This window comes from Cellulomonas sp. Leaf395 (assembly GCF_001424125.1).
Lineage (GTDB): Bacteria > Actinomycetota > Actinomycetes > Actinomycetales > Cellulomonadaceae > Cellulomonas.
In genome coordinates, this window is the sequence record NZ_LMQI01000001.1 from 469,053 (window position 1) to 492,442 (window position 23,390).

19 protein-coding genes and 1 pseudogene are annotated in these 23,390 nt (G+C 72.5%); 9 read left to right on the forward strand and 11 right to left on the reverse strand.

Translation table 11 applies throughout. The features are described from left to right. Window positions 1-13 precede the first annotated feature (13 nt). Window positions 14-361, forward strand: a pseudogene (locus ASG23_RS19385) (2-C-methyl-D-erythritol 2,4-cyclodiphosphate synthase); the annotation flags it as partial. On the opposite strand, the gene ASG23_RS02235 reads toward ASG23_RS19385, so the two are convergent. Further along, window positions 283-1,344, reverse strand: coding sequence for an EamA family transporter (locus ASG23_RS02235; RefSeq protein ID WP_056020682.1), 1,062 nt, complete (start codon window positions 1,342-1,344; stop codon window positions 283-285). The pseudogene ASG23_RS19385 and the gene ASG23_RS02235 overlap by 79 nt on opposite strands. A gap of 72 nt (window positions 1,345-1,416) precedes the next feature. Here ASG23_RS02235 and ASG23_RS02240 point away from each other — a divergent pair, with 72 nt between their 5' ends. Together ASG23_RS02240 and ASG23_RS02245 are read left to right on the forward strand one after the other, a co-directional pair. Continuing rightward, window positions 1,417-2,331: a LysR family transcriptional regulator gene (locus ASG23_RS02240; RefSeq protein ID WP_056019427.1), complete on the forward strand. Its 915-nt coding sequence runs from the start codon at window positions 1,417-1,419 to the stop codon at window positions 2,329-2,331. Between the two features lie 82 nt (window positions 2,332-2,413). Next, entirely contained in the window at window positions 2,414-2,629 is a 216-nt protein-coding gene (locus tag ASG23_RS02245) for a hypothetical protein (RefSeq protein ID WP_056019429.1), read from the forward strand. Window positions 2,630-2,649: 20 nt separating this feature from the next. Here ASG23_RS02245 and ASG23_RS02250 read toward each other — a convergent pair whose 3' ends face one another. The 5 genes from ASG23_RS02250 to ASG23_RS02270 all read right to left on the reverse strand — a co-directional run bounded on the left by ASG23_RS02250 (window position 2,650) and on the right by ASG23_RS02270 (window position 8,876). Beyond that, window positions 2,650-3,600 (reverse strand): quinone oxidoreductase family protein, encoded by a 951-nt coding sequence (locus ASG23_RS02250; protein ID WP_056020685.1) that lies wholly within the window; start codon window positions 3,598-3,600, stop codon window positions 2,650-2,652. Window positions 3,601-3,691: 91 nt separating this feature from the next. Continuing rightward, entirely contained in the window at window positions 3,692-5,620 is a 1,929-nt protein-coding gene (locus ASG23_RS02255; RefSeq protein WP_082515678.1) for a glycoside hydrolase family 127 protein, read from the reverse strand. Further along, a complete protein-coding gene (locus tag ASG23_RS02260; RefSeq protein WP_082515680.1) occupies window positions 5,617-6,519 on the reverse strand; it encodes a carbohydrate ABC transporter permease in 903 nt (300 codons plus the stop codon). Before ASG23_RS02260 ends, ASG23_RS02255 begins: the two co-directional genes overlap by 4 nt. A 10-nt stretch (window positions 6,520-6,529) precedes the next feature. Then, the gene (locus tag ASG23_RS02265; protein ID WP_056019433.1) at window positions 6,530-7,453 is read right to left on the reverse strand and encodes a carbohydrate ABC transporter permease; all 924 of its coding nucleotides are present in this window, start codon (window positions 7,451-7,453) and stop codon (window positions 6,530-6,532) included. Window positions 7,454-7,562: 109 nt separating this feature from the next. Then, window positions 7,563-8,876 (reverse strand): ABC transporter substrate-binding protein, encoded by a 1,314-nt coding sequence (locus ASG23_RS02270; RefSeq protein WP_056019436.1) that lies wholly within the window; start codon window positions 8,874-8,876, stop codon window positions 7,563-7,565. Between the two features lie 319 nt (window positions 8,877-9,195). On the opposite strand from ASG23_RS02270, the gene ASG23_RS02275 reads away from it, so the two are divergent. Then, entirely contained in the window at window positions 9,196-10,191 is a 996-nt protein-coding gene (locus tag ASG23_RS02275; protein WP_235520812.1) for a LacI family DNA-binding transcriptional regulator, read from the forward strand. Window positions 10,192-10,320: 129 nt separating this feature from the next. Here ASG23_RS02275 and ASG23_RS02280 read toward each other — a convergent pair whose 3' ends face one another. Next, on the reverse strand, window positions 10,321-11,670 hold the full coding sequence (locus tag ASG23_RS02280; RefSeq protein WP_056019442.1) for a D-arabinono-1,4-lactone oxidase: 1,350 nt from the start codon (window positions 11,668-11,670) through the stop codon (window positions 10,321-10,323). A gap of 161 nt (window positions 11,671-11,831) precedes the next feature. Here ASG23_RS02280 and ASG23_RS02285 point away from each other — a divergent pair, with 161 nt between their 5' ends. From ASG23_RS02285 to rlmB, 5 genes are all read left to right on the forward strand, one after another. Next, window positions 11,832-12,464, forward strand: a complete 633-nt coding sequence (locus tag ASG23_RS02285) for a TetR/AcrR family transcriptional regulator (protein WP_056019446.1) — start codon at window positions 11,832-11,834, stop codon at window positions 12,462-12,464. Continuing rightward, window positions 12,461-13,687 (forward strand): MFS transporter, encoded by a 1,227-nt coding sequence (locus tag ASG23_RS02290; protein ID WP_056019449.1) that lies wholly within the window; start codon window positions 12,461-12,463, stop codon window positions 13,685-13,687. The genes ASG23_RS02285 and ASG23_RS02290 overlap by 4 nt, the downstream gene beginning before the upstream one ends. Next, on the forward strand, window positions 13,684-14,868 hold the full coding sequence (locus ASG23_RS02295) for an alanine racemase (RefSeq protein WP_056019451.1): 1,185 nt from the start codon (window positions 13,684-13,686) through the stop codon (window positions 14,866-14,868). The genes ASG23_RS02290 and ASG23_RS02295 overlap by 4 nt, the downstream gene beginning before the upstream one ends. 43 nt (window positions 14,869-14,911) lie before the next feature. Continuing rightward, on the forward strand, window positions 14,912-16,345 hold the full coding sequence (gene cysS / locus ASG23_RS02300; RefSeq protein WP_056019454.1) for a cysteine--tRNA ligase: 1,434 nt from the start codon (window positions 14,912-14,914) through the stop codon (window positions 16,343-16,345). Window positions 16,346-16,462: 117 nt separating this feature from the next. Beyond that, window positions 16,463-17,470 (forward strand): 23S rRNA (guanosine(2251)-2'-O)-methyltransferase RlmB, encoded by a 1,008-nt coding sequence (gene rlmB / locus ASG23_RS02305; RefSeq protein ID WP_056019457.1) that lies wholly within the window; start codon window positions 16,463-16,465, stop codon window positions 17,468-17,470. 9 nt (window positions 17,471-17,479) lie between these two features. On the opposite strand, the gene ASG23_RS02310 is transcribed toward rlmB, so the two are convergent. The 4 genes from ASG23_RS02310 to ASG23_RS02325 all read right to left on the reverse strand — a co-directional run bounded on the left by ASG23_RS02310 (window position 17,480) and on the right by ASG23_RS02325 (window position 23,361). Further along, entirely contained in the window at window positions 17,480-18,766 is a 1,287-nt protein-coding gene (locus ASG23_RS02310) for a DUF4032 domain-containing protein (protein WP_056019459.1), read from the reverse strand. A 141-nt stretch (window positions 18,767-18,907) separates the two neighbouring features. Beyond that, window positions 18,908-20,035: an ABC transporter ATP-binding protein gene (locus ASG23_RS02315; RefSeq protein WP_056019462.1), complete on the reverse strand. Its 1,128-nt coding sequence runs from the start codon at window positions 20,033-20,035 to the stop codon at window positions 18,908-18,910. 213 nt (window positions 20,036-20,248) lie between these two features. Further along, entirely contained in the window at window positions 20,249-21,748 is a 1,500-nt protein-coding gene (locus tag ASG23_RS02320) for an outer membrane protein assembly factor BamB family protein (protein WP_056019465.1), read from the reverse strand. A 2-nt stretch (window positions 21,749-21,750) separates the two neighbouring features. Continuing rightward, on the reverse strand, window positions 21,751-23,361 hold the full coding sequence (locus tag ASG23_RS02325; protein WP_157465480.1) for an outer membrane protein assembly factor BamB family protein: 1,611 nt from the start codon (window positions 23,359-23,361) through the stop codon (window positions 21,751-21,753). Window positions 23,362-23,390: the final 29 nt, after the last annotated feature.

Below are 23,390 nucleotides of genomic sequence, written 5' to 3' on the forward strand. Positions count from 1 at the left end.
TCAGGCCGGGTCCGTGCTGCACCTCGCGGGGCTCGCATGGCCGGGGGAGCGACCGCTCGCCGGGCACTCCGACGCGGACGTCGCCGCGCACGCTGCTGCCGACGCCCTGCTCTCCGCGGCGGCCCTGGGCGACCTCGGGTCGAACTTCGGCACGTCGGAGCCGCAGTGGGCCGGTGCTGCCGGTGCCACGCTCCTCGCCGAGGCGGCCCGGCGGGTGCGCGACGCGGGGTTCACCATCGGCAACGTCACGGTCCAGGTGATCGGGAACCGTCCGAAGATCGGTCAGCGGCGAGCGGAGGCGGAGGCCGTGCTCTCCGAGGCCGTCGGGGCGCCCGTGAGCGTCTCCGCGACCACCACCGACGGGCTCGGGCTCACCGGTCGCGGCGAGGGCGTCGCAGCGATCGCGACGGCGCTCGTCGCGAGCTCCTCCGGCTGACGCCGCTGCGTCGTCCGCGGCTCGCGCCGCCGCCCCATGCTGCCCAGCAGCACGCCCGTGAGCACCAGCGCACCGCAGGCCAGCTCGGTCGGCGACGTGCGTTCGCGGAGCAGCAGCCACGACGCGGCGATGCCGACCACGGGCACGAGCATCGAGAACGGCGCCACCGTGCTCGACGGGTGCCGCCCCATGAGCGCGGTCCACAGCCCGCTGCCGACGAGCGTCGCGACGACGACCGTGAAGAGCAGGCCGCCGAGCGCGAGTAGCCCCTGGGTGCTGGTCAGCCCATGGAACGAGCCGGCGATCGCCGCGGGGCCCTCGACGACCAGGGAAAGCGCCAGCATCGGCAGCGGCGGCACGACGGACATCCACAGCAGGAGCCGGAACGGCTCGCCCGGTGAAGCCTGCATCGCGCGCCGGCTGCCCAGGTTGCCGATCGCCCAGCCCAGCCCGCCGCAAAGGGTCAGCAGGACGGGCATCAGGGTCGCGCCCCCGGCCAGCCCCGCCCGGTGCACGGCGATCCCCGCCAGGCCGGCGACGGCGAGCAGGATCCCGGCACCCTGCCGCGCGGTGATCCGCTCCCGCAGGAACACCCCGGCGAGCATCACCGTGAATGGCGCGGAGGACTGGAGCACCAGCGACGCCAGGCCGGCCGGCATGCCGGTGGACATCGCCAGGTAGAGGAACACGAACTGCAGGACGCCGAACCCCAGTCCATAGAGGCCGATCCAGCGCCAGGGCGCGGTGGGCGGGCGAACCAGCAGCACGGTCGGTATCGCGATGAGCGCGAACCGCAGGGCCACCAGGAAGAACGGCGGGAACTGTTCGAGCGACAGGTGGATGGCCGGGAAGTTCAGACCCCACAGCACCGCAACGAGGGCGGCGATCAGGCGGTCGCGGGTGGGCATGGCTCCGAGCATGCGACCTCTGATCGTGCAGCACCATCGAATAGTGATGACGTGACGATGTAGCGTCACTGCATGGATCCGCGCACGCTCGAGACGCTCCGCGCGATCGGCACCCAGGGTGGGGTGACGGCCGCCGCGGCGGTGCTGCACCTCACGCCGTCGGCGGTGTCGCAGCAGGTCGCGCTGCTGCAGCGCGAGGTCGGCGTGCACCTGACGGAGCGGGTGGGGCGCGGCCTTCGGCTGACCCCGGCTGGCGAGGCGCTGGCCGAGGCCGCGATGGACGTCGCGGTCGCCCTCGAACGGGCGCGCGCCGCGTGCGACGAGTTCCTGGTGCGGCCGCAGGGCGTCGTGCGGGTGTCCGCGTTCCAGACCGGCGCCCAGCTGCTGCTGCCCGCCCTGCTCACCCGGGTCGCCCGGTCACCCCTGCTCGCCGGCATCACGCTCGAGTGCACCGACGAGGACGTCGCGCAGGACGACTTCGTGGCGCTGACGGACCGGATGGACGTCGTCGTCGCCCACCGGCCCGACGACGGGCTCGGCTGGGCCGGCGGCGGGGCGGTCGAGGTGGTGCCGCTGCTGCGCGAGCCCCTCGACGTCGCGGTCCCCATCGACCATCCGCTGGCGCACCGCACCGAGGTCCACCCAGACGACCTGCGCGACCTGCCGTGGATCGCGGTGCGGGAGGGGTTCCCCGTCGCGACGGTGCTCGGCGCGGTCGGTGCGCGCTCGGGGTCGGCGCCCCGGATCGTGCACCGCGTCAACGACTTCCACGTGGTCGAGGCGCTGGTGGAGGCCGGTCACGGGGTGTCGCTGCTGCCGCGATACACGTTCGGTGGCGAGGGACGCGTGCGCCTGGTTCCCCTCGTCGGCGTCCGGGCGGGCCGGCGGATCGACGCGCTCCTGCGACGCGACCGCGCCGAGCGGCTCGTGGTCCGCAGGGTCCTCGACGAGCTCCGTGCCCTCGCGGTAGAGATCGGTACCGCATAGCGGCCCGGCGTGTGCCCACGGCCCGCGGCGTGTCCGAATTCTGGGGTAGCGTCCTGCCCCCCAGTCCAGTACCGTCCCGGGCGTGACACAGTCGTCGGACGCCAAGACCGAGCGGCTCCCCATCGTGGGAGCGCTCACACCGGCTCATCTCCCGATCCGTGACAACGGGGCCCAGGCGGTCCGGATCCGGGTCCGCGTCCCGCTCGACGTGCTCGAGGCGACCAGCGCCGGCCTGCGGGCGCTCGACGACCAGCGCCGCCGCGAGATCACCCGTACGCCGCCGCCGCTGCCGTTCTGAGGGCCTGTCGGAGCCCTCTGTCAGGGCACCAGGACCAGCTTCCCCGCGGTGTGTCCCGCCTGTCCGGCACGGTGGGCGTCGGCGACGTCCGAGAGTGGATAGGTCCGCGCGACGCGGACGTCGAGCGTGCCGTCGGCGGCCAGCTCCGCCAGCTGCGCCCGAGCCGCTTCGCGCACGGCCGTCCCCGGGTCAGCACCGGGTCCGCCGCCCAGCGCTCTGATGCCCAGCTCACCGGCGCGCCCGAACCCGGCGATCGTCGCGATGCGATCGCGGTCGGTGACCACCGCGACCGACGCGTCCAGAGCCTCGTCCGTGCCGACGGTGTCGATGGCGACCGTGACCTCGCCGGTCTGCCGGGCCGCCTCGTGCACCCGCTCGAGCAGACCCTCGCCGTAGGCGACCGGGTTCGCGCCCAGGTCGCGCAGGTCGCCGTGGTGCTGCGGCGACGCCGTCGCGATCACCTGGGCACCGCGCAGGACCGCCAGCTGGACGACCATGCGGCCGACCCCGCCCGAGCCGCCGTGCACGAGCACGACGTCGCCGTCGCGCGCGCCGGTCGCACTGAGCGTGTGGACCGCCGTGGCACCGGCAAGCAGCAGCCCGGCGGCCGCCGGCCAGTCGAGCTTGGCCGGCCGCCGCACGGTGACCTGCTCCGAGACGACGATCCGGTCCGCGTAGCCACCCGTCACCCGCCACGCGATGACCTCGTCGCCCGGGGAGAGCCAGCGCACCGAGGGGCCGACCGCGCTCACGACGCCGGAGACCTCGTACCCCAGCCGCATGGGCAGGTTCGCGGGGTTCGTGCCGTACACGCCCGCGTAGGCCTTCCAGTCCGTCGGGTTGACCCCCGCGGCCCGGACCTCGACGAGCACGTTGCCGGGCCCGGGGTCGCCCGGATCGACGTCGACGAGGCGGAGGACTTCCGGACCGCCGTACGCGCTCGCGACGACGGCCCTGCTGGTGTGGGCCACCGGCACACTCTGCACCTGACCCAGGCCCCAGGGCCAGAGCCTGACCGGTCCGAGCGCGGCGATCACCCCGTCGGGTGACGTCCTCCCGGCGTCACGCCAGCGGCAGCCACACCCGCATCGTCGACGGTCCACGGTTCGCCCAGTCGTGGTAGGCGATCAGGGGAGCCACGGTCCGTGGCTCGTCCGCCCGCGGGGGCGGGGAGCCGTAGGGCCAGGCGTCGTCGGTCGGGGCGGCGGTGACGAGCGTGGCCAGCACCTGCCCGTCGACCTCGCGCAGTCCGGCGCTCAGGTCCAGCCGCACCGTCGAGACGTCGGCGCCGTCGAGGTCGACCGATTCCAGGGCCAGCACCTCCGGACCGCGCTCGACCACCACGCAGCCGCGGACCGCGTCGATGCGGAGGTCGGGGCTGGACACCCGGGGGTCCATCGGCAGGTGCAGCTCGACGACGTCGCCCGCGGCGAACCGTCGGTGCACCGCGACCGTGCCGAGGGGCGCCCGCTGCACGCCGTCGGGAGTACGGAGCTCCGCACCGTCGGCCCACGAGGGGACCCGCAGCGTCAGCGTCCAGGGCCGGTCCTCCGTGGTCGCCACCCGTACGCGGACGACCCCGTCGCGCGGGTAGGCGGTCTCCACGTCGAGCTCCACGCGCCGCCCGTCCGCCAGCGTCGTGCGGATGCGGGAGGGCGCGTACTGGTGCAGCTGGAGGCCGTCGTCGTCGGTGGTCGCCACGTACGCCGCCAGGCTGGCCAGCGTGCGGGCAACGTTCGGCGGGCAGCAGGACACGGCGAACCAGGGTGCGCGGAGCGAGGACGACGCCCGGGGGCTCGCGACGTCGGTCGGCGGGACGCTCCCGGGCACCCGCTGGTGCAGCGTGTTGGTGTAGTAGAACGCGGTGCCCTCGTGGGACGGCGACGTGGCGACCACGTTGTAGAGCGTGCGCTCCACCAGGTCCGCGTACCGGGGCAGACCCTGGGCCAGCAGGAGGCGCCACGAGAACATCACCGAGCCGATGCCCGCGCACGTCTCGGAGTACGCCCGGTCCGCTGGCAGGACGAAGTCGTTGCCGAACGCCTCGCCCTCGTGCTGCGAGCCCTGCCCACCGGTGACGTAGGTGCGGCGCGCGACGGTGTTCTCCCACTGGGTGGTCAGCGCGTCGAGCAGGTCCGTGTCGTCGGTCTCGACCGCGACGTCGACCGCACCGGCGGCCAGGTAGTTGGCCCGCACGGCGTGCCCGCGCAGCACGGTCGCCTCCCGCACCGGGACGTCGTCCTGGAAGTACGCCCGGCCCAGCTCGATGTCGGCGAGGGTCCCGGTGCCACGGCGCTCCACGAACAGCGCGGCCTGGTCGAGGTAGCGGCGGTCTCCGGTGGCACGGCCCAGCTCAGCCAGGGCGGGCTCGATCTCGGCGTGCCCGCAGACCGACGCGATGCCGTCCGGACCGAACGCCTCGACCACGTGGTCGGCGGCGCGACGGGCGATCTCCAGCAGGCCGTCGTCCGCGTCGGGACGTGTCCTGGCCCGGGCCACAGCCGCCTGGAACAGGTGGCCGTAGCAGTAGAGCTCGTGGCCCCACTCCAGGTCGGAGTACCGCGGACGCTGCCCCGGCCGGCCGAAGGTGGTGTTCAGGTAGCCGTCGGCCTCCTGGGCGGCGGCGACGCGTCCGACGAGCGCGCGGAACCGGCCGTCGAGGGCGGCGTCGTCCGTGCGGCCGATCTCCCACGCCATGGCCTCGAGGAGCTTGTAGACCTCCGAGTCGGAGAACTCACGGCCGCCGCGGTCGAGGTCGGACAGGGTGCCTGCCGCCGCGGTGTCGAAGTTGCCGGTCCAGCCCTCCCGCTCCATCCAGTGCTCGATGTGCGCGAGGCTCGCGGAGCCGTTGACGGCCTGCCGCTGCGCCCAGAAGCCACCGGTGATCTGCACGTCGCCGAGCCCGAGCGGGCGCAGGGTGCCGTGCGAGGGGGCGACCGGTGCGATGGGTGTGGTGGGGGAGCCGGCGGTCGTGGTACTGGTCATCGTCATCCCTTGAGCGCACCCGACATGAAGCCGCGCACGTAGTGTCGTTGGAGCAGGAGGAAGAGCACGATGCAGGGCAGCGCCAGCACGACGACGCCCGCCTCGGTGGCGCCGTAGTCGACGACGCCCTGCACCTGACCGCGCAGGTTCGACACCGCGAGCGGGAGCGTCATCTTGTTCGAGTCGTTGATGAGGATCAGCGGGGCGAAGAAGTCGTTCCACGCCGCGAGGAACGCGAACAGCCCCACCGTGATCAGGCCCGGACGGACCGCCGGCAGCAGCACCCGCCACAGCGCCGAGAACGACGTGCAGCCGTCGACCATCGCGGCCTCGTCGAGCTCCCGCGGGACCGACTCGAACGAGATCCGCATCATGAACGTCGAGAACGGCAGCTGGAACATGGTGAGCACCAGGGCCACACCGACCAGCGAGTTCTGGAGCCCGAAGGTGTTGAGCAGGACGTAGAGCGGGATCAGCAGGGTCGCGTACGGGACCATGAGGATGGCCAGCGTGAGCAGGAACAACGCGTTGCGGCCGGGGAACCGGAACCGTGCGAACGCGTACCCGCCGAGCGTGGAGATGAGCAGCGTGAGCACCACGCACAGGCCCGAGACGAACACGGAGTTGGCCAGGTACTGCCAGATGCCCGCCTGGTAGTTGGCGAGCGTGACGTAGTTGCCGAAGCCCCAGCCGTCCACCTGCCCGGTGCCCGGGTGCGGCGACACGGAGGCCACCGACGTCCAGACCAGCGGGAACAGGAAGATCACGGCGAGCGCGCCGGAGAACACCCAGAACGGCGTGCGCAGCGCGAGGCCGGCGATCGTCGTCGGCGGCGCCTTGCGGTGCGTCGGGGGGATCAGCGGGACGTCGGAGTCGGGGTGGTTCTGGACGCTGGCGATGGTCATCGTCGGCCCCTCAGCTCTCGTCCGAGCCGCGGAAGGCGCGGAGCTGGACCACGTTGATGAGCACGAGCGCTGCCAGGACGATCACGGAGAGGGCCGCGGCGACGCCCAGGTCGTTCGGCCCCTGGAACGCGACCGAGTAGATGAGCTGGACCACGGTGATGGTGCTGTTGTCCGGGCCGCCCTTGGTGAGGATGTAGAACTGCTCGAACGCCAGCAGCGACCCCGTGACGCACAGGATCGTGGTCAGCGCGAGAGTCGGCTTGAGCAGCGGGATCGTGATCTTGCTGAACGTGTGCCACCGGTTGGCGCCGTCCATGCGGGCCGCCTCGTAGATGTCCCCGGGGATCGACTGCAGGCCGACGAGCATGAGCAGCATGTAGAAGCCCGCGTACCGCCACACGATGAGGAACAGGGTCGAGGCGAGGGCCGCGTCGGGCGAGCCGAGGAAGCTCCAGCCCATCCGCTCCATGAAGGGCGCCAGCGGTCCGGCCAGCGGCGAGTACAGGACGTAGAAGAGCAGCGACGCCGACGCCAGGCCCAGGGCGCTCGGCACCAGGAACGACGTGCGCAGCAGCCCCTTCCAGCGCGACGACTCCTGCACCATCAGCGCCAGGCCCAGACCGAGGGCGATCAGCAGGATCGTCGCCAGGATCGTGTACTTCAGGGTGAACACCACGGAGTCGACGAAGAACCGGTTGTCCACCGCGGCGGTGAAGTTGTCGGGGAAGTTGATCCCCTGGTCACCCGAGAGCAGCGGCCAGTCCGACGCGCTCATCCGGAACACGAGCACCAACGGCACCACGAAGAGGATGAGGACGAACAGGGCGGTCGGCGACGCGTAGGCCCAGCCGCGCAGGCGGTGGCTGCTCTTGCGCTGGCTGCGTGGTGGGCGCGGTGCGCGCAGGGGTGGGGAGGTGGCCGTCTGGACGGTCATCGGGGTGCCTCTCGTGCGGGTGTCTCGGGCGGGGGAGGTGGGGTGCCGCTGCGCGCGGTGCGCCGTGCCCTGCAGCACTGCAGCGCTGCGGCACCCCACCGGTCTCGGGCTACTGCCCGAGCACCGCCGTGATCTCGTCGTTGTCCGCGTCGACGTTCGCTCCGTCACCGAGGACCGCGCCGCGCACCAGGGTCAGCCAGGGGCTGCTCGGGGCGTTGAACGCCTGCTGGAAGTTGAGCGCGACGGGGGTGTCACCCTGGCCGGCGACCTCGTTGATGGTCACCAGGCGGGGGTCCTTGGCGGCGTACTCGTTGTCCGCCAGGTCGGCGCGCGACACCACGTCGTTGTTCTTGGCCAGCACCTCGACCTGCGCGTCCTCGGACATCATCCAGGACAGGAAGTTCCAGGCCTGAGCGGCGTTCTCGGAGTCCTTGGAGACTCCGATGCCGTCACCGCCGACGAACGTCGAGGCGCCGCCCTCCGGGCCGGGGATGCCGGCCACGCCGACGTCGAAGCCCGTGGTCGACGACAGCAGCGTCGCCGGGTAGAACATGAGGCCGACCTTGCCCTCGGTGAAGCCGGCGGTCCACGTCGGGCCGGCCTCGTCCTCGGACGACGGCAGCACCGCGCCGGAGTCCCAGAGGTCCTTCCAGGTGGAGTAGATCTCCTTGGCGGTGTCGCTGTTGAGCAGCGACTCGGTGCCGTCCTCGTTCATGACCTCCTCGCCGTCGGCCCAGACCGACGGGAACCAGGTGAAGACGAGGCAGCCGCCGCAGTTCAGGCCGGTCGCCGTGCCGTACGTGTCGGGCTTGTTCAGCGCCTGGACCGCCTTGGCGGCCTCGGCGTACTCGGCCATGTTCGCGGGTGCCTTCTCGGGGTCGAGCCCGGCCTCGGCGAACAGGTCCTTGTTCCAGAACAGCATCGACAGGTCCAGGACGAACGGCAGCACGTGCTCCTTGCCGTCGGCGGTGCCGGCGGCCAGGTGGCCCTTGTTGATCTCGTCCTTGAAGTCCAGGCCGTCGATCTGCTCGGTGAGGTCCTGGAACAGGCCCTGCTGCACCCAGTTGGGCACGTAGACGATGTCGGCGGCGAACAGGTCGGGCAGGCCGTCCGAGCCGGCGGCGGCGCCGACCTTCGCGACGTAGTCGTCGTTCGGGACGACGGTCAGCTCGACCTGGTTCTCGTGCGACTCGTTGTAGGCGTCGACCAGCAGGTTGGCCTGCTTCTCCAGCGGTGCGCGGGTCCACAGCGTCAGCGTGGTGCCGTCGTCCGTACCGTCGGGCCCGGCCTCGACGGCGGAACCACCATCGTCGCCGTCGGTGTCGTCCGAGCTGCTGCACGCCGCCAGGCCGACCAGCAAGCCGGCCGTCACGATCCCGGCGGCCAGGCGGGTGCCTGCCGACCGGGTGCGGGTGATCCTCATGGGCGTCTCCTCGTGCTCTTCGTCGAGCGGGTGCCGTCGTCGGCACCCCGGGGTTCATGGGGCGAAACCCTTTGTCGGCGCCTGCGGATCGGAGAGGGCGCTGCAGTCGGTCTTTCCTGGTACCTGTGGCGTCCTGACGTGCACGCCTAGAGGTTCCTCGTGGAACCGACCCGATCCCGAAACGAGCCGAAAAGGTTTTCTGAACATAGGGCGGCCAGGGGTGGCGCGTCAACGGGTTCGTGCGGTTACAGTTCGATCACGAACGGCATTCGCCCACGAGGAGGTGGTCCCGGTGGCCCGCGCCGACCAAGCTCGCGCCGTGACGCTCTCCGACGTCGCGCGCCTCGCCGGCGTCTCCGTCGCGACCGCCTCGAAGGCGCTCAACGGGCGCGACCAGGTCAAGGACACCACCCGGCAGCGCGTCGTGGAGGCGGCCGAACGGCTCTCGTTCAGCCCCAACCCGCTCGCCCGGGGGCTGCTCGCCGGGCGCACCGGCACCGTCGGTCTGCTGACCAGCGACCTCGAGGGCCGGTTCGTCATCCCGATCCTCATGGGCGCCGAGGACGCGTTCGGCGCCGGCAAGGTCAACGTCTTCCTCTGCGACGCCCGCGGGGACTCCATCCGCGAGCAGTACCACCTGCGGGCCCTGCTCAGCCGCCGCGTCGACGGGCTCATCGTCGTCGGCCGGCAGACCGACCCGCGTCCGTCGCTCGGGCACGCCATCCCCGTCCCCGTCGTCTACGCGTACGCACCGTCCGACGACCCGTCCGACCTGTCGATCACCCCAGACAACGTGAGCGCCGGCCGCATCGCCGTCGAGCACCTGCTCGCGTGCGGGCGCACGCGGATCGCGCACATCACCGGCGAGCGCGCCTACGCCGCCGCCCGTGACCGCGCCGACGGCGTCCGCGACGGCCTGCACGCCGCCGGGCTCGAGCTCGTCGGCGACGTCATGTACAGCGAGTGGTCCGAGGGGTGGGGTCGCGACGCGGCCGCCGTGCTGCTGGCCCGGCACCCCGACATCGACGCGATCCTGTGCGGCTCCGACCAGATCGCCCGCGGCGCCCTCGACACCGCCCGCGACCTGCACCGGACCGTCCCCGACGACCTCGCGGTCATGGGGTTCGACAACTGGGAGGTGCTGACCACCAATTCGCGGCCCGCGCTGACCAGCATCGACGCCAACCTGCAGCAGCTCGGACGGACTGCCGCGCAGCGGGTGTTCGCCGCCCTCGACGGTGTGGACACCGGGTCCGGGACCGAGTACGTGGCCGGACGCCTGGTGATCCGCGGCTCGACCGTCGCGAAACGGTAAGACGGCGAGGTGTCCGCTACCCGCGCAGGGCTACGCCGCGCGGTACCGACTACCCGCGCAGGGCTACGCCGCGCGGTACCGACTACCCGCGCAGGGCTACGCCGCGCGGTACCGACTACCCGCGCAGGGCTACGCCGCGCGGTGCGCAGGTCCCAGCAGGCGGTCCAGGTACTCGTTGCTGAACACGCCTTCGGGGTCGGCCTCCGCGCGGACGCGCTGGGCGTCGGTGAAGCGCGGGTAGAGCGCCGCCAGCTGCTCGGCCTCGAGCCAGTGCATCTTGCCCCAGTGCGGCCGGCCACCCACCTGGGCGACGATCCGCTCGACGGCCGCGAAGTACCGCGCGTACGGCAGCCGCAGGTACTGGTGCACCGCGACGTACGCGGTCGTGCGGTCGTGGGCCGTCGAGAGCCACAGGTCGTCCGCCGCCGCGAACCGCACCTCGACGGGGAACGGCACGCGCTCACCGCTCGACTCGATCCAGGTGTCGATCTCGCGCAGCACGTGGACCAGCTGGTCGCGCGGGACGGCGTACTCCATCTCGCGGAACTTCACCCGTCTGGGGGAGACGAACACGTCCGCCGACGGTGCCGTGTACCGGCGCGACGACAGCGCGCGTGCGGCGAGCCCGTTGATCGACGCCGTGGTCGACGGTGCGAGGGTCGCGATGCTGTTGGCCACCGAGAACACCGCGTTCGACAGGAGCTCGTCGTCCACCCACCCGCGCAGCCGCGGCAAGGGGACCACCACGTCGTCGGGCACGCGGTTGTTGCGCTTGGTCAGCGCCCGACGCGTGTGCGGGAACCAGTAGAACTCGAAGTGGTCGTTGCTCTCGACCAGGCCGTCGGGTCCGTCGAGCTGCTCGAGGACGTCCTCCAGGGGCCACGGCTCCTCGCGGGCCTCCAGGCGGTACGCGGGGACCACCTCGAGGGTCACGGCGGCGAGCACGCCGACGCTGCCGAGGCCGAGGCGGGCCAGCTCGAACAGCTCCGGCCGCATCGCCTGGGAGGTCTCGACGACCTCGCCCGTGGCCATGACCAGCCGGGCGCCGACGACCTGCGTGGACAGTCCGCCCAGCTGCGCGCCGGTGCCGTGCGTGCCGGTCGAGATGGCCCCGGCGATCGACTGCTTGTCGATGTCGCCGAGGTTGCGCATGGCCAGGCCGTGGTCCGCCAGGAGGGCGTTCAGCGCGCCCAGACGGATGCCGGCCCCCACGGTGACGTGCGTGGTGCCGTCCTCCTGGGGCGCGACACGCTCGAGCGCGTCCAACGAGTCGAGGCGGAGGTGGACGCCGTCGGTGACCGCGACAGGGGTGAACGAGTGCCCGCCGCCGACAGCGCGGACGCGGAGGCCGTCGGCGGCGCCGTCGCGCACGGCGGAGGATAGTTCCTCCAGGTCACGCGGTTGCAGCACCCGGCGAGGCGTCGCACGAGCGGTGCGAGCCCAGTTCTGCCAGTCGACGGATGCGCGGAGTCGTCCCATAATGGTGAAAGGTTGTCCTGGTCGATTGTCCAAGTCAAGTGCGTCAAGTCCTTGACTATCGTGACAAGTGCTATTGAACTGTGCACTGGGGGAGGCGTCGGCCTCGCCCACCGGCGATGGTCGGCCGGTGGGGCCGTCGCTCGAGGGAGGGGAACCCTGTCATGAACCGCTTGCCTGTGGCCGAGAGGCGCGAGCAGCTGATCGAGGCTGCACTCGCCGTCGCGAGCCGGGACGGCATCGATGCTGCCACGGTGCGCGCTGTCGCCGCAGAGGCAGGGGTCTCGTTGGGGGTGGTGCACTACTGCTTCCAGGACAAGGACGAGCTCCTGCGCGCGATGGCCCACGCGATCACGTCGGCCAACCTCGAACGCAGCCTCGGGGAGCTGCCCCTGGAGGCCACCGACCCCGAGTCCGTCATCGAGAGCGTCATCGACGCCCTGTGGACAGGTATCCGCGAGTCCCGCGGTCCGCAGCTGCTGAGCTACGAGCTGACGACGTCCTCGTTGCGGCACGCCGAGCTCAACCAGGTCGCCATCGAGCAGTACCGCGGCCAGTGGGCGGCTGCCGAGCAGGTCCTGGACCTCGTGGAGCGGTCGGCGCACGTCAGCTGGTCGGTCCCGCGGGGGACGCTCGCGCGCACGATCGTCGCGGTGGTCGACGGGTTCTCCCTGGCCTGGCTCGTGGACGGTGACAGCGAAGCGGCCCGCAACGGGCTGCAGGGCTTCGGCCGGTTCCTCGCGACTGTCGCCATCCCCGCCTCGCTCGAGGCTGACGCCGCCGCGACTCTCGCGTGAGCGTCCCGCCGGCGGCGCCGGCCAGGCGCGCCCGGATCGCGGTCTCCGCCGGGTTCGCCTCCCAGGGCTTCGTCTTCGCGATGATCCTCACGAGCCTCGACTCGTTCAAGGACCGCTACGGCATCGACGACCTCACCATCTCCGCGGTCATCCTCGGCGTCTGCGTGATGGCCGGCGTGGGCACGCTCGCCGCCGACCGGATCGCGCGGACCCCCGGAGGTAGTCGGGCAGTCCTCGGCGCAGGGCTGGTGGTGGTCGCGACCGCCGTGGTCGTGGTGTCCGTCGCGCCCACGTTCGCGGTGCTGGCTTGCGGCTTCGCCCTGTACGGCGCGGGGCTCGGCATGGTCGACGCCGGCACCAACATGCAGGCGGTGGCCATCCAGGGCGTCTACGGGAAGTCGCTGCTCACCGGCTTCTACGCCTCGTGGTCGATCGGCGGGATCATCGGCACGGTCCTCATCGCCGTCTCGACCGGGCGTGTCTCCACCGACCCCGTCGCGCTCACGCTGCTCCTCGGGACGATCGTCGCCGCCCTGACGTCGGTCGCCGTGTGGCGCGGTGCCTGGCGCGAGAGGGTCGCTCCCGCCGGCGCGGTCGCCACGCCTGCCGAGCCGCGCATCGACCCGGTCAAGCCCGTGATCCCGTGGGCGCCGTTGGTGCTCCTGGGGCTCGGGGTCGTGGCGTACTACGTCAACGACCAGGCGATCTCCACGTGGAGCCCGATCTTCATGCACGAGGTGCTCGACACCACGGGGACCATCACCAAGCTCGGGTACGCGGCCTACCTCGCCATGACGCTCGTCTCGCGCCTCGCCGGTGACCCGTGCGTCCGTCGCTGGGGCCGGGCGGCCGTCGTGCGGGTCGCATCGCTCGTCGGTGCCGCCGGGCTGCTCCTGGTGATCACCAGCCAGGCGCCCGAGCAGGCCGTGCTCGGCTTCGCGGTCGCCGGTGCGGGCCTGGGCCTGATCGCGCCCCTGTGCTTCTCCGCCGCCGGGGAGCTGGCGCCCGGCCACGCGGACGCGGTGGTCGCGCGACTGAACGGCTTCAACTACGTGGGTGCCGTCCTGGGCGGGGTGTTCGTCGGCGTGATCGGGAGCCAGTCCAACCTTCGATGGGGGTTCGCCGTGCCGGCCGTCCTGGTGATCGCCGTGGCGGTCTTCGCCGGCCGCTTCGGCGTCGTGAGGCGCGACGAGCCCGTCCTGACCGCTGGAGCAGACGCATGACCCGCACCCTCGGCGAGCGTCTCGACGAGGCGACGCGGGGCCTGGCCGCGCCCCTGGTCGTGGTGGACCTCGATGCGCTCGACGCCAACGCGGCCGACCTCGTCGAGCGGGCCGGCGGGACGCCGATCCGGGTGGCCAGCAAGTCCGTCCGGGTCCGGCACGTCCTCGAACGCGTCCTGGCGCTCCCCGGGTTCGCCGGCGTCATGGCCTACTCCGTGCGCGAGGCGCTCTGGCTCGTGTCGCAGGGCGTCGACGACGTCCTGCTGGGCTACCCGAGCGTCGACACGGGCGCGCTCGACGCCCTCGCCGCCGACCCCGCCGCCGCCGGGGCCGTCACGCTCATGGTCGACGACGCGGCCCAGGTCGAGCTCGCCGCCCGCGCGGCTGACGCCCACGGCACGACCCTGCGCCTGTGCCTCGACGTCGACGCCTCGCTCAGGGTCAAGATCGGTCCGATCGCCGCGCACCTCGGCGTCCGGCGCTCACCGGTGCACTCCGCCGCCGACGCCGGCGCGCTCGCCGCCCTGATCGCCCGTCGGTCCGGAGTCGACGTGGTCGGAGTCATGTTCTACGAGGCACAGGTGGCCGGGCTGCCCGACTCCTCGCCCGCCGTCCGCGCGGTCAAACGGCTGTCGATCAGGGACCTGGCCGTCCGTCGCGCCGCCGTCGTCGACGCCGTGCAGTCCGCCGCCGGTCACCAGCTGTCACTGGTCAACTCCGGCGGCTCCGGGTCCGTGGCCTCCAGCGCCGCCGACCCCGTCGTCACCGAGGTCACCGCCGGCTCCGGCCTGTTCGTGCCGACCCTCTTCGACGCGTACCGCTCGTTCACCCCTCGACCGGCCGCGTTCTTCGGGCTCGACGTCGTCCGCGTCCCCGGCCCTGGCTTCGCGACCGCGTTCGGCGGCGGGTACATCGCGTCCGGTCCCGCCACGAAGTCCCGCCAGCCCCGGCCCGTCTGGCCCACCGGGCTGGCGCTGACCAGCCGCGAGGGCGCGGGCGAGGTGCAGACGCCGCTGCGGCTCTCGAGCGGAGCGGACCTGCGGGTCGGGGACCGGGTCTGGTTCCGGCACGCCAAGTCCGGCGAGGTCATGGAGCGCTTCGAGCAGGTCCACCTGGTCCGCGGCACCACGATCGAGACCACCGTCCCCACGTACCGCGGCGAGCAGCACACCTTCGGCTGACCCCGTGAAAGGCGCGGGGGTTCCGCGCCGGTAGCCTTGACCGGTGACCCTGCGCCTCTTCGACACCGCGACCCGGACGGTGCGTGACTTCGTCCCACTCGTGCCGAACGAGGTGGGCATCTACCTGTGCGGGGCCACGGTGCAGGCGCCACCGCACATCGGGCACCTCCGGTCGGGCATCGCGTTCGACGTGCTGGTGCGCTGGCTGCGTCGCACGGGGCACCGCGTCACCCTGGTGCGCAACGTGACCGACATCGACGACAAGATCCTGGCCAAGGCCGCCGACGCCGGCGAGCCGTGGTGGGCCTGGGCGACCACGAACGAGCGGGCGTTCACCGCGGCCTACGACGCGCTCGGTGTGCTGCCGCCCAGCCACGAGCCGCGCGCGACCGGCCACGTCCCCGCGATGATCGAGCTGATGGACCGGCTGGTCCAGACCGGTCACGCGTACACCACCGGCCCCGGCGACGTGTGGTTCGACGTGCGCAGCTACCCCGAGTACGGCGCACTGACCAACCAGCGGGTCGACGACATGATCCCCGCGCCGGACGGCACCGTCGACGACGACGCCAAGCGCGACCCCCGCGACTTCGCGCTGTGGAAGGCCGCCAAGCCCGGCGAACCGGGGACGGCCTCCTGGGACACCCCGTTCGGCCGCGGCCGGCCCGGCTGGCACCTCGAGTGCTCGGCGATGGCGCAGCGGTACCTGGGGGAGTCCTTCGACATCCACGGCGGCGGGCTCGACCTGCGCTTCCCCCACCACGAGAACGAGCAGGCCCAGTCGCGCGCCGCCGGCTACGGGTTCGCGCAGTACTGGTTGCACAACGGCTGGGTGACGCAGAGCGGCGCCAAGATGAGCAAGTCCCTGGGCAACGGGCTGCTGGTCACCGTCGTGCTGGCCAAGGAGCGCGCGGCCGTCCTGCGCTACGCCATGACAGCGGTGCAGTACAGCTCGATGCTCGAGTGGACCGACGACACCCTGCGCGAGGCCGAGGCCACCTGGGACCGGCTCGCGGGGTTCGTCGAGCGCGCCGCCGAGAAGGTGGGTGTGGCCGACGACGCCGAGGTCGCAGGCGTCGAGCTGCCCGCCGAGTTCGTCGCCGCGATGGACGACGACCTCAATGTGCCCGCCGCGCTCGCGGTCGTCCACGAGCACCTGCGCACCGGCAACTCCGCGCTCGCGCGCGGCGACCTGGACGAGTCCCGCGACGCGATGGTGGTGCTGCGGGCGATGCTCGACGTCCTGGGCCTCGACCCCGGCGGCAGCCAGTGGCGCGCCCACGGCAGCGACGCGCGCTACGCCCGGGCGCTGGAGTCCGTGGTCGCCGCCGAGCTGGAGGCCCGGGCCCAGGCGCGCGCCGCCCGGGACTTCGCCACGTCCGACGCGATCCGCGACCGCCTCGCCGCGGCCGGCATCGTCGTGGAGGACTCGTCGTCCGGCGCGCGCTGGTCACTGGCCGCGCGGACCGAGGACTGATCGCGGTGCACCGGCCCGCAGGAGACCACACCACCGAGGGGAGCTGATCAGCGTGCGCACCCGTCGTGGAGCGCCGGATCAGACCCCGCAGCTCGACCATCAGAAGGAGAACTGAACATGGCCGGAAACTCTGAGCGTCGCGGGGCCGTCCGCAAGGGCAGCTCGAAGAAGGTCGCCAGCGCGGGGACGGGCGGCAAGAACCGCCGGTCCCTCGAGGGCAGGGGGCCGACGCCGAAGGCGGAGGACCGCGAGTACCACCCCGCGCACAAGGCGAAGCTCGCCGCAGAGCGCCGGGCGGTCGCGGGCACCCGTGGCACGTCCGGCCGTCAGTCGGCCGGAGCGAGCCGCAGCGCCGCCGGGTCCAAGGGCGGGCGCAAGAGCTCGACCCACGAGATCGTCTCCGGCCGGAACTCGGTGGTCGAGGCGCTCCGCGCGGGCATCCCCGTCTCGACCGTGTACATCGCCTCCCGCCTGGAGGCCGACGACCGCACGCGCGAGATCATCAGCGCCACCGGGAACTCGAACTACCCCCTGCTCGAGGTCAGCCGCTCCGAGCTGGACCGCCTCACCGACGGGTCCGTGCACCAGGGCGTCGCCATCCAGGTGCCGCCCTACGCGTACGCGGACGACGACGACCTGCTCGACGCTGCCGCCGAGTCCGACCGCCCGGCGCTGATCGTGGCGCTCGACGGCGTGACCGACCCGCGCAACCTCGGGGCGGTGCTGCGGTCCGCCGGGGCGTTCGGCGCCCACGGCGTGCTCGTTCCGGAGCGGCGGGCGGCGGGCGTGACGGCGTCGGCGTGGAAGGTGTCCGCGGGTGCGGCGGCGCGCGTCCCGGTCGCCCGGGTGACCAACCTGGTGCGGACGTTGCAGGGGCTCAAGTCGGCGGGGGTGTTCGTCGTCGGGCTGGACGGCGGCGGCGACGTGTCGATCACCGACCTCCCGTACGCCACGGACCCGCTGGTGCTGGTGGTGGGCTCCGAGGGCAAGGGTCTGTCGCGGCTGGTCCGCGAGCAGTGCGACGCCATCGCGTCGATCCCGATCGCGTCGGCCGTGGAGTCGCTGAACGCCGGCGTGGCCGCGGGCATCGCCCTGTTCGAGGTGGCCCGCCAGCGCGCTGTCTAGCTCGCCCGGTCAGCCGATGATCTGGTCCGGGTCGACCACCGGGAACGTGTCCGTGTCCGGGATCTCGCCCGCCTGCACGCCGAGGATCGACTGCTCGTCGGGACGCGTCGGCAGGATGTTCTTCACGTAGCTCTTCGCGGCCTGCTTCATGGGCACGTCGTGGCCCTGCTGCTCGGACAGGTACCAGCGGTGGTCCAGCAGCTCGTGGTAGATCTGCGCGGGCTCGAGCTTCCCGCGCAGGTCCCGGGGGACGCTGCGGACGGCCGGCTCGAAGATGTCCGTCAACCAGTCGTGCGCGACGAACGACTCGTCCTCGCGCTGCCGGTCGGTGGCGGCACGGAACTCGTCGAGGTCGTTGAGCAGGCGGCGGGCCTGGTTCTCCTGCACGTCGAGCCCGGTGAGGCGCATGAGCCGACGGGAGTGGTGTCCGGCGTCCACGACCTTCGGCTGGATGCGCACGCTGGTGCCGTCGACGTCCGTGGTGATGTCGAGCTCGCCGACGTCGAAGCCGAGGTCGTTGAGGCGGTCGATGCGGGCCTGCACCCGCCAGCGGTCCCCGAACGTGAACGACTCGGACTCCGTCAGGGCGCGCCACAGCTCGCCGTACCGCTCGGCGAGGGCGTCTCCGATGGCGACGGCGTCGACGTCCTCCTCGAGGAACTCGCCGGCCTGCAGGTCCATGAGCTCGCCGATGATGTTGACGCGCGCGACCTCGAGGTCGTAGCCGCGCTGGCCGTCGGAGAGCTTGTCGTGCAGGTCGCCCGTCTCGGCGTCGACCAGGTACGCGGCGAACGTCTCGGCGTCCCGGCGGAACAGGGTGTTCGACAGCGACACGTCGCCCCAGTAGAAGCCGACGAGGTGCAGCCGGACGAGGAGGACCGCGAGCGCGTCGATGAGCCGGGTCGCGGTGTCGGGGCGCAGCGACTGGCTGAAGAGCGCGCGGTACGGCAGCGAGAACGAGAGGTGCTTGGTGATGAGCACAGCCTCCAGTCGCTCGCCGTCGGGGTCGGAGCGGCCGGTGATGACGCCGACGGGCTCCACGCTCGGGACGTCGAGGCGTCGGAGCTGGCGCAGCAGCTCGTACTCGCGATAGGCCACCGTCTCGCCGATCTCCTTCACGGCGATGACCCGGCCGGACATCTTGGCGAACCGCACGATGTGCCGGGAGATGCCGCGGGGGAGGGCGGCGAGCGTCTCGGCCGGCCAGTCCTCGAGCGGGATGTGCCACGGCAGGTCGAGGAGTGCGGGGTCGGGCGAGGCCGCGGTGATCTGCAGGCGCTGCGGCGTCGGGCTCATGGACTCGATCCTCTCAGAGAACGCCGACGGGCAGCCTGACGAGAGCGACAAGGAGCCGGACCAGGTGTGGCGAGGCGTCAGCCGACGACAACAGGGCGGTCCCGGCCGAGGCCGGGACCGCCCTGTCGGGTGGTGCGAAGGTCAGTGCTCGATGCGCGCGCCCGAGCCCGCGTGGAACAGGTGCGTCTCGCCCTCGCGGATCCGGACGTAGATCGTCTCGCCCTTGCCGGGGACCTGGCGCGGGTCGACGCGCACGATGACCTGAGCATCGCCGGCACCGGAGTGCACCGCGTCGGCGTGGCCGAACTCGTTGGTCAGCGAGCCGTAGACGAACGCGTCGGAGCCGAGCTCCTCGACGATGTTCACGATGACCGGGATGCCATCCGGCGTGCCGTCGGGCACGACGTCGAGCGACTCGGGGCGGAATCCGACGGTGACGTGGTTCTTGTCGTCGTCGGTGAACTGGCTGATGACCGAGCGCTGGACGGCGATGCGGGCGCGGCCCAGGTTGGCGACACCGTCGAGCACGGGGAACGTGCCGATGTTCATGGCCGGCGAGCCGATGAAGCCGGCGACGAAGACGTTGGCCGGGGTGTCGTACATGTCACGCGGCGTGCCGACCTGCTGCAGGAGACCGTCCTTGAGGACCGCGATGCGGTCACCCATGGTGAGGGCCTCGGTCTGGTCGTGCGTGACGTAGACGGTGGTGACACCGAGACGACGCTGCAGCGACGCGATCTGCGTACGGGTCTGGACGCGGAGCTTGGCGTCGAGGTTCGACAGCGGCTCGTCCATGAGGAACACCTGGGGCGAACGCACGATGGCGCGGCCCATGGCGACGCGCTGACGCTGGCCACCGGAGAGGGCCTTCGGCTTGCGGTCGAGGTACTGCGACAGGTCGAGGATCTTGGCAGCCTCCTCGACGCGCTGACGGATCTCCGCCTTCGGGGTGCCGGCGATCTTGAGCGCGAAGCCCATGTTGTCGGCGACCGTCATGTGCGGGTACAGCGCGTAGTTCTGGAACACCATCGCGATGTCCCGGTCCTTCGGCTGGACGTCGGTGACGTCGCGGTCGCCGATGAGGATGCGGCCCGCGTTGACGTCCTCGAGGCCCGCGAGCATGCGGAGCGAGGTGGACTTACCACAACCGGAGGGGCCGACGAGGACGAGGAACTCGCCGTCCTCGATGTGCAGGTCGAGCGCGTCGACCGCGGGGCGCTCCGTGCCCGGATAGACCCGGGAGGCCTTGTCGAAAGTGACCGTTGCCATGATTGATCAATCCCTTCACCGGCAGGTACGTGCCGGACGATCCGTAGTGAAGAGTGTCAAGAGTGTCCTCGATGACACGGGCGCAGAAAGGGGAAACCTCCGACGACCCGCGGTCATCATGCCACACGGGTGTGGACGGTCCACACCCCGGTGTGGGCAACGCCACAGCGGCTGACGCCCTGTCTCGGCCCATCTCACCCTGCTCACCTCGCCTTACCCCACGACGATCCCCGTCCCGTCCCGGAACCGGACGAGCAGCCGACCGGCGTACTCGCTGACCTGGTCGACACCGCCCGGGTCGAGGGCCAGGTGCCGCGCGACGTCGGCCACGGTCGCCAGCTGCCCGTCGGCCCTGCGCAGCCCGCGCAGCGTGCGGTCGGCGGTGACGACCACGACGAGCGAGCCGTCGGTGCCCAGGTAGACGGGTGGCGCGCCGACGTGCGCGAGCCAGCGGGACTCGCCCGTCCGGGCGTCGACGGCTCGGACCCCGTCACCTTGGGCGACGTGCACGACACCGTCGACGAGCAGCGGCTCGCCGGTGGTGCCGGTGAGGCGCCAGAGTTCCTCGCCGGAGGTGGCGTCGCGACCGACGAGCGTGCCGTCCTGCGGGGCCTCGCCCCTGGCGCTCCGCTCGGAGAGCAGCACGACGTCGCGGGCGCTGCCGTCGTCGACCGCGAGCCGGGCGGGCCGCTCGCCGACCGCGACGCGGGTGCCGTCGCGGGTCACCAGCACGCCCGCAGGGACCGCGAAGGTCTGCCACGGCGTCCACACGAGCGCGCCGGAGCGCGCCAGCTCGGCCCAGCCGTCGGTCTGGACCGTCACGTCGCCGCGCGGTTCACCGTCCGCGCTGAACAGCCACGCGTGCCCGCTGTCGGTGAGGAGGACCCGGTCGTCGTCGCTGGTCAGGTCGGACTGGGAGCGGATCACCTGGTCGCCGAACCGGACCTCGTGCACCTCGGGCACCCAGGGTGTCCGTCGCTGCCACCGGAGCGCGCCGGTCGCGGGGTCGGTCGCGGAGAGGATCCAGCGCACCGCGCCGGCGGCGTCGCGATGCGGTCTCGCGACGACGAGGTACGACCCGGTCGCCGACCACAGTGCACCGGCCTCGAGGCTGGGGGTCGCCAGCGTCCTGCCGGAGGCCGGGTCGAGCACGAGCAGCGGGGTGACGGCACCGTCGGCGCGCGCCGGGGAGACCTCCGCGGCGCAGACCGCCCGAGGGCCGTCGGGGGAGGTCGTCGTGGTGCAGCGCACCCAGACCGAGGGGAACTCGGAGCGGCCGCCGGGCGGCAGGGCGGCGTCGAGCGAGAAGGGCACGGACCACAGGACGTCGCCGGTGTCCGGGTCGGTGCCGCGCAGGTCGACGCCGCCGAGGTGGTACCGGGCGCCGATGGCCCAGTGGCCGGTCGGGTCCTGCGCCACCAGAGCGCCCGCGCTCGGAGTCCACGTCCGGAGCGCGGCGGGTGGGTCGTGCAAGGGGCTGAGCACCCCGGGCACGTCGGCGAGGTACGCCAGCCGCTCGCGCTCGCGCTCGTCGAGGGACGACTGCACCCCGACCAGGGTGAGGACGAGGACCGCGCTCGCGCCGGCCACCCACCCCGCGTGCCGCCGCACCCAGGCCGGCAGGCGACCGGATGGTGCGCCGGCGTCCGCCGGGCCGGCGTCGGTCGGGTCGTCGAGCTCGACGGGAGCGAGGTGCGCGTGCGCGACGGTCATGGTCAGCCCAGGACTGCGATCGATCCGGTGTCCGTCCACACGTAGAGCCGGGGGTCGTGCCAGCCCGACTGGAAGCCCCGCACGAACACCGTCGACTGCCCGGCGCTGTCCCCGCGGACGGCGTCAGCGAGGTCCGCGGTCCACGCGAGCCCGCCGTCGGTCAGCGTGTACGCCTCGAGCGTCACGCCGAGACCCGGCACCAGCAGGTAGCGCCCGTCGGTCGACAGCTGCTGGGGCATGTGGTCGATCTCGGTCGTCCAGTGCACCTCACCCGTCATTGCATCGACCGCGACCAGGGTGTCCGACGTCGCGACGTACACGGTGCCGTCGAGCAGGAGGCTCGTCACGATGGTCCCGTCGACGTGCCAGAGCCGGTCACCCGTGCGCGCCGACCGTCCGCTGAGGCCGTCGGCGCCGCCGGGAGCCTGCCCGACGGTGAACATGACGTCGGGGGCGGACCCGTCGTCGACGGCGAGCCAGCCCGCGGTCTCGTCGATCGGGACCCGGGAGCCGTCGGGGAGCAGCAGCGTGCCGCTGTAGGTCGACGACGTCCACGTGCTCTCGATGAACACCCCGGCGCGGGCCGTCTCCAGCCACGACGCGGGGTCGAGGGGGACGTCCAGGAGCGGCTCGCCGTCGACGGTGAGTACCCAGGCGTGGTTGTCGACGCCGAGCACGACGTGGTCGTCCGACGACGACTGCAACCACGCCGTCGCGGTGTGGGGCGCCCCCTCGGGACCGTCCTCGCGGCCGACGACGTCCGTCGGGGGGGTGGTCCACGTCCACCGAGGCTCGCCGCTGACGACGTCCTGGGCGCTGACCTTCCAGCGGACCGAGCCCGCGTCGGTGCGCGCGGGTTTGCCGTCGGCGGAAACGGGCTGCGCGACGACGAGCGCGCCGTCCGCGAACGTCAGCCCCCAGCCCCCGTCGACCTCGCGCTCCGACAGCAGCTCACCGCGGGACGGGTCGAGCACCCAGACGGACGACGAGGGGATGCCCCGGACCTCCTCGCCGACCTGCTGCGCGATGCACGCAGCCACGTGCGACCCGTCCCTCGGCAGGTCGTTGCACGACATCCACAGCTCCGGCGACGCGCTCGTCGGGGTGGGCTGCGGGGTGGGCAGGTCGACGGGGGTGCGCCACGCGACGACGCCCGTGTCGGGGTCGAGACCGACGATCGCCGGGGCGCCGGTCGCGTCCTGCGTCCCCCCGACGAGCACACCGTCCACCATCGCGCCGGACCGGAGCGCGGGCGCGAGCAGGGGGTCGGCACGCCACAGGACCCCGATGGACGCGTCCACCGGCGGCACGACGCCCGGGATGGCGGCGAGCGCCGCCACGCGGGTGGCCTCACGGTGGTCGAGCGTGACCTGGGTGACGACGAGCGTGCCGACGACGACCGCGACCGCTCCGCCGATCCAGTGGGCGTGCCGCCGCAGCCAGGTCCGCGCGGTCAGGACGTCGTCGGGGCGCTCGTCACCGGGGTCGTCGTCGAGCTCGACGGACATCCGTCGTGCCGCGGGAGGCCACGGTGCCGGGTCCGGGGCCGAGCGGGACCGTACGGGCTCGTCCGCAGCCTCGACGAGCTCGACCTCACGCATCCGGCCGGGCATGAGGCGCACGCTACGCCTCGACCAGGGGG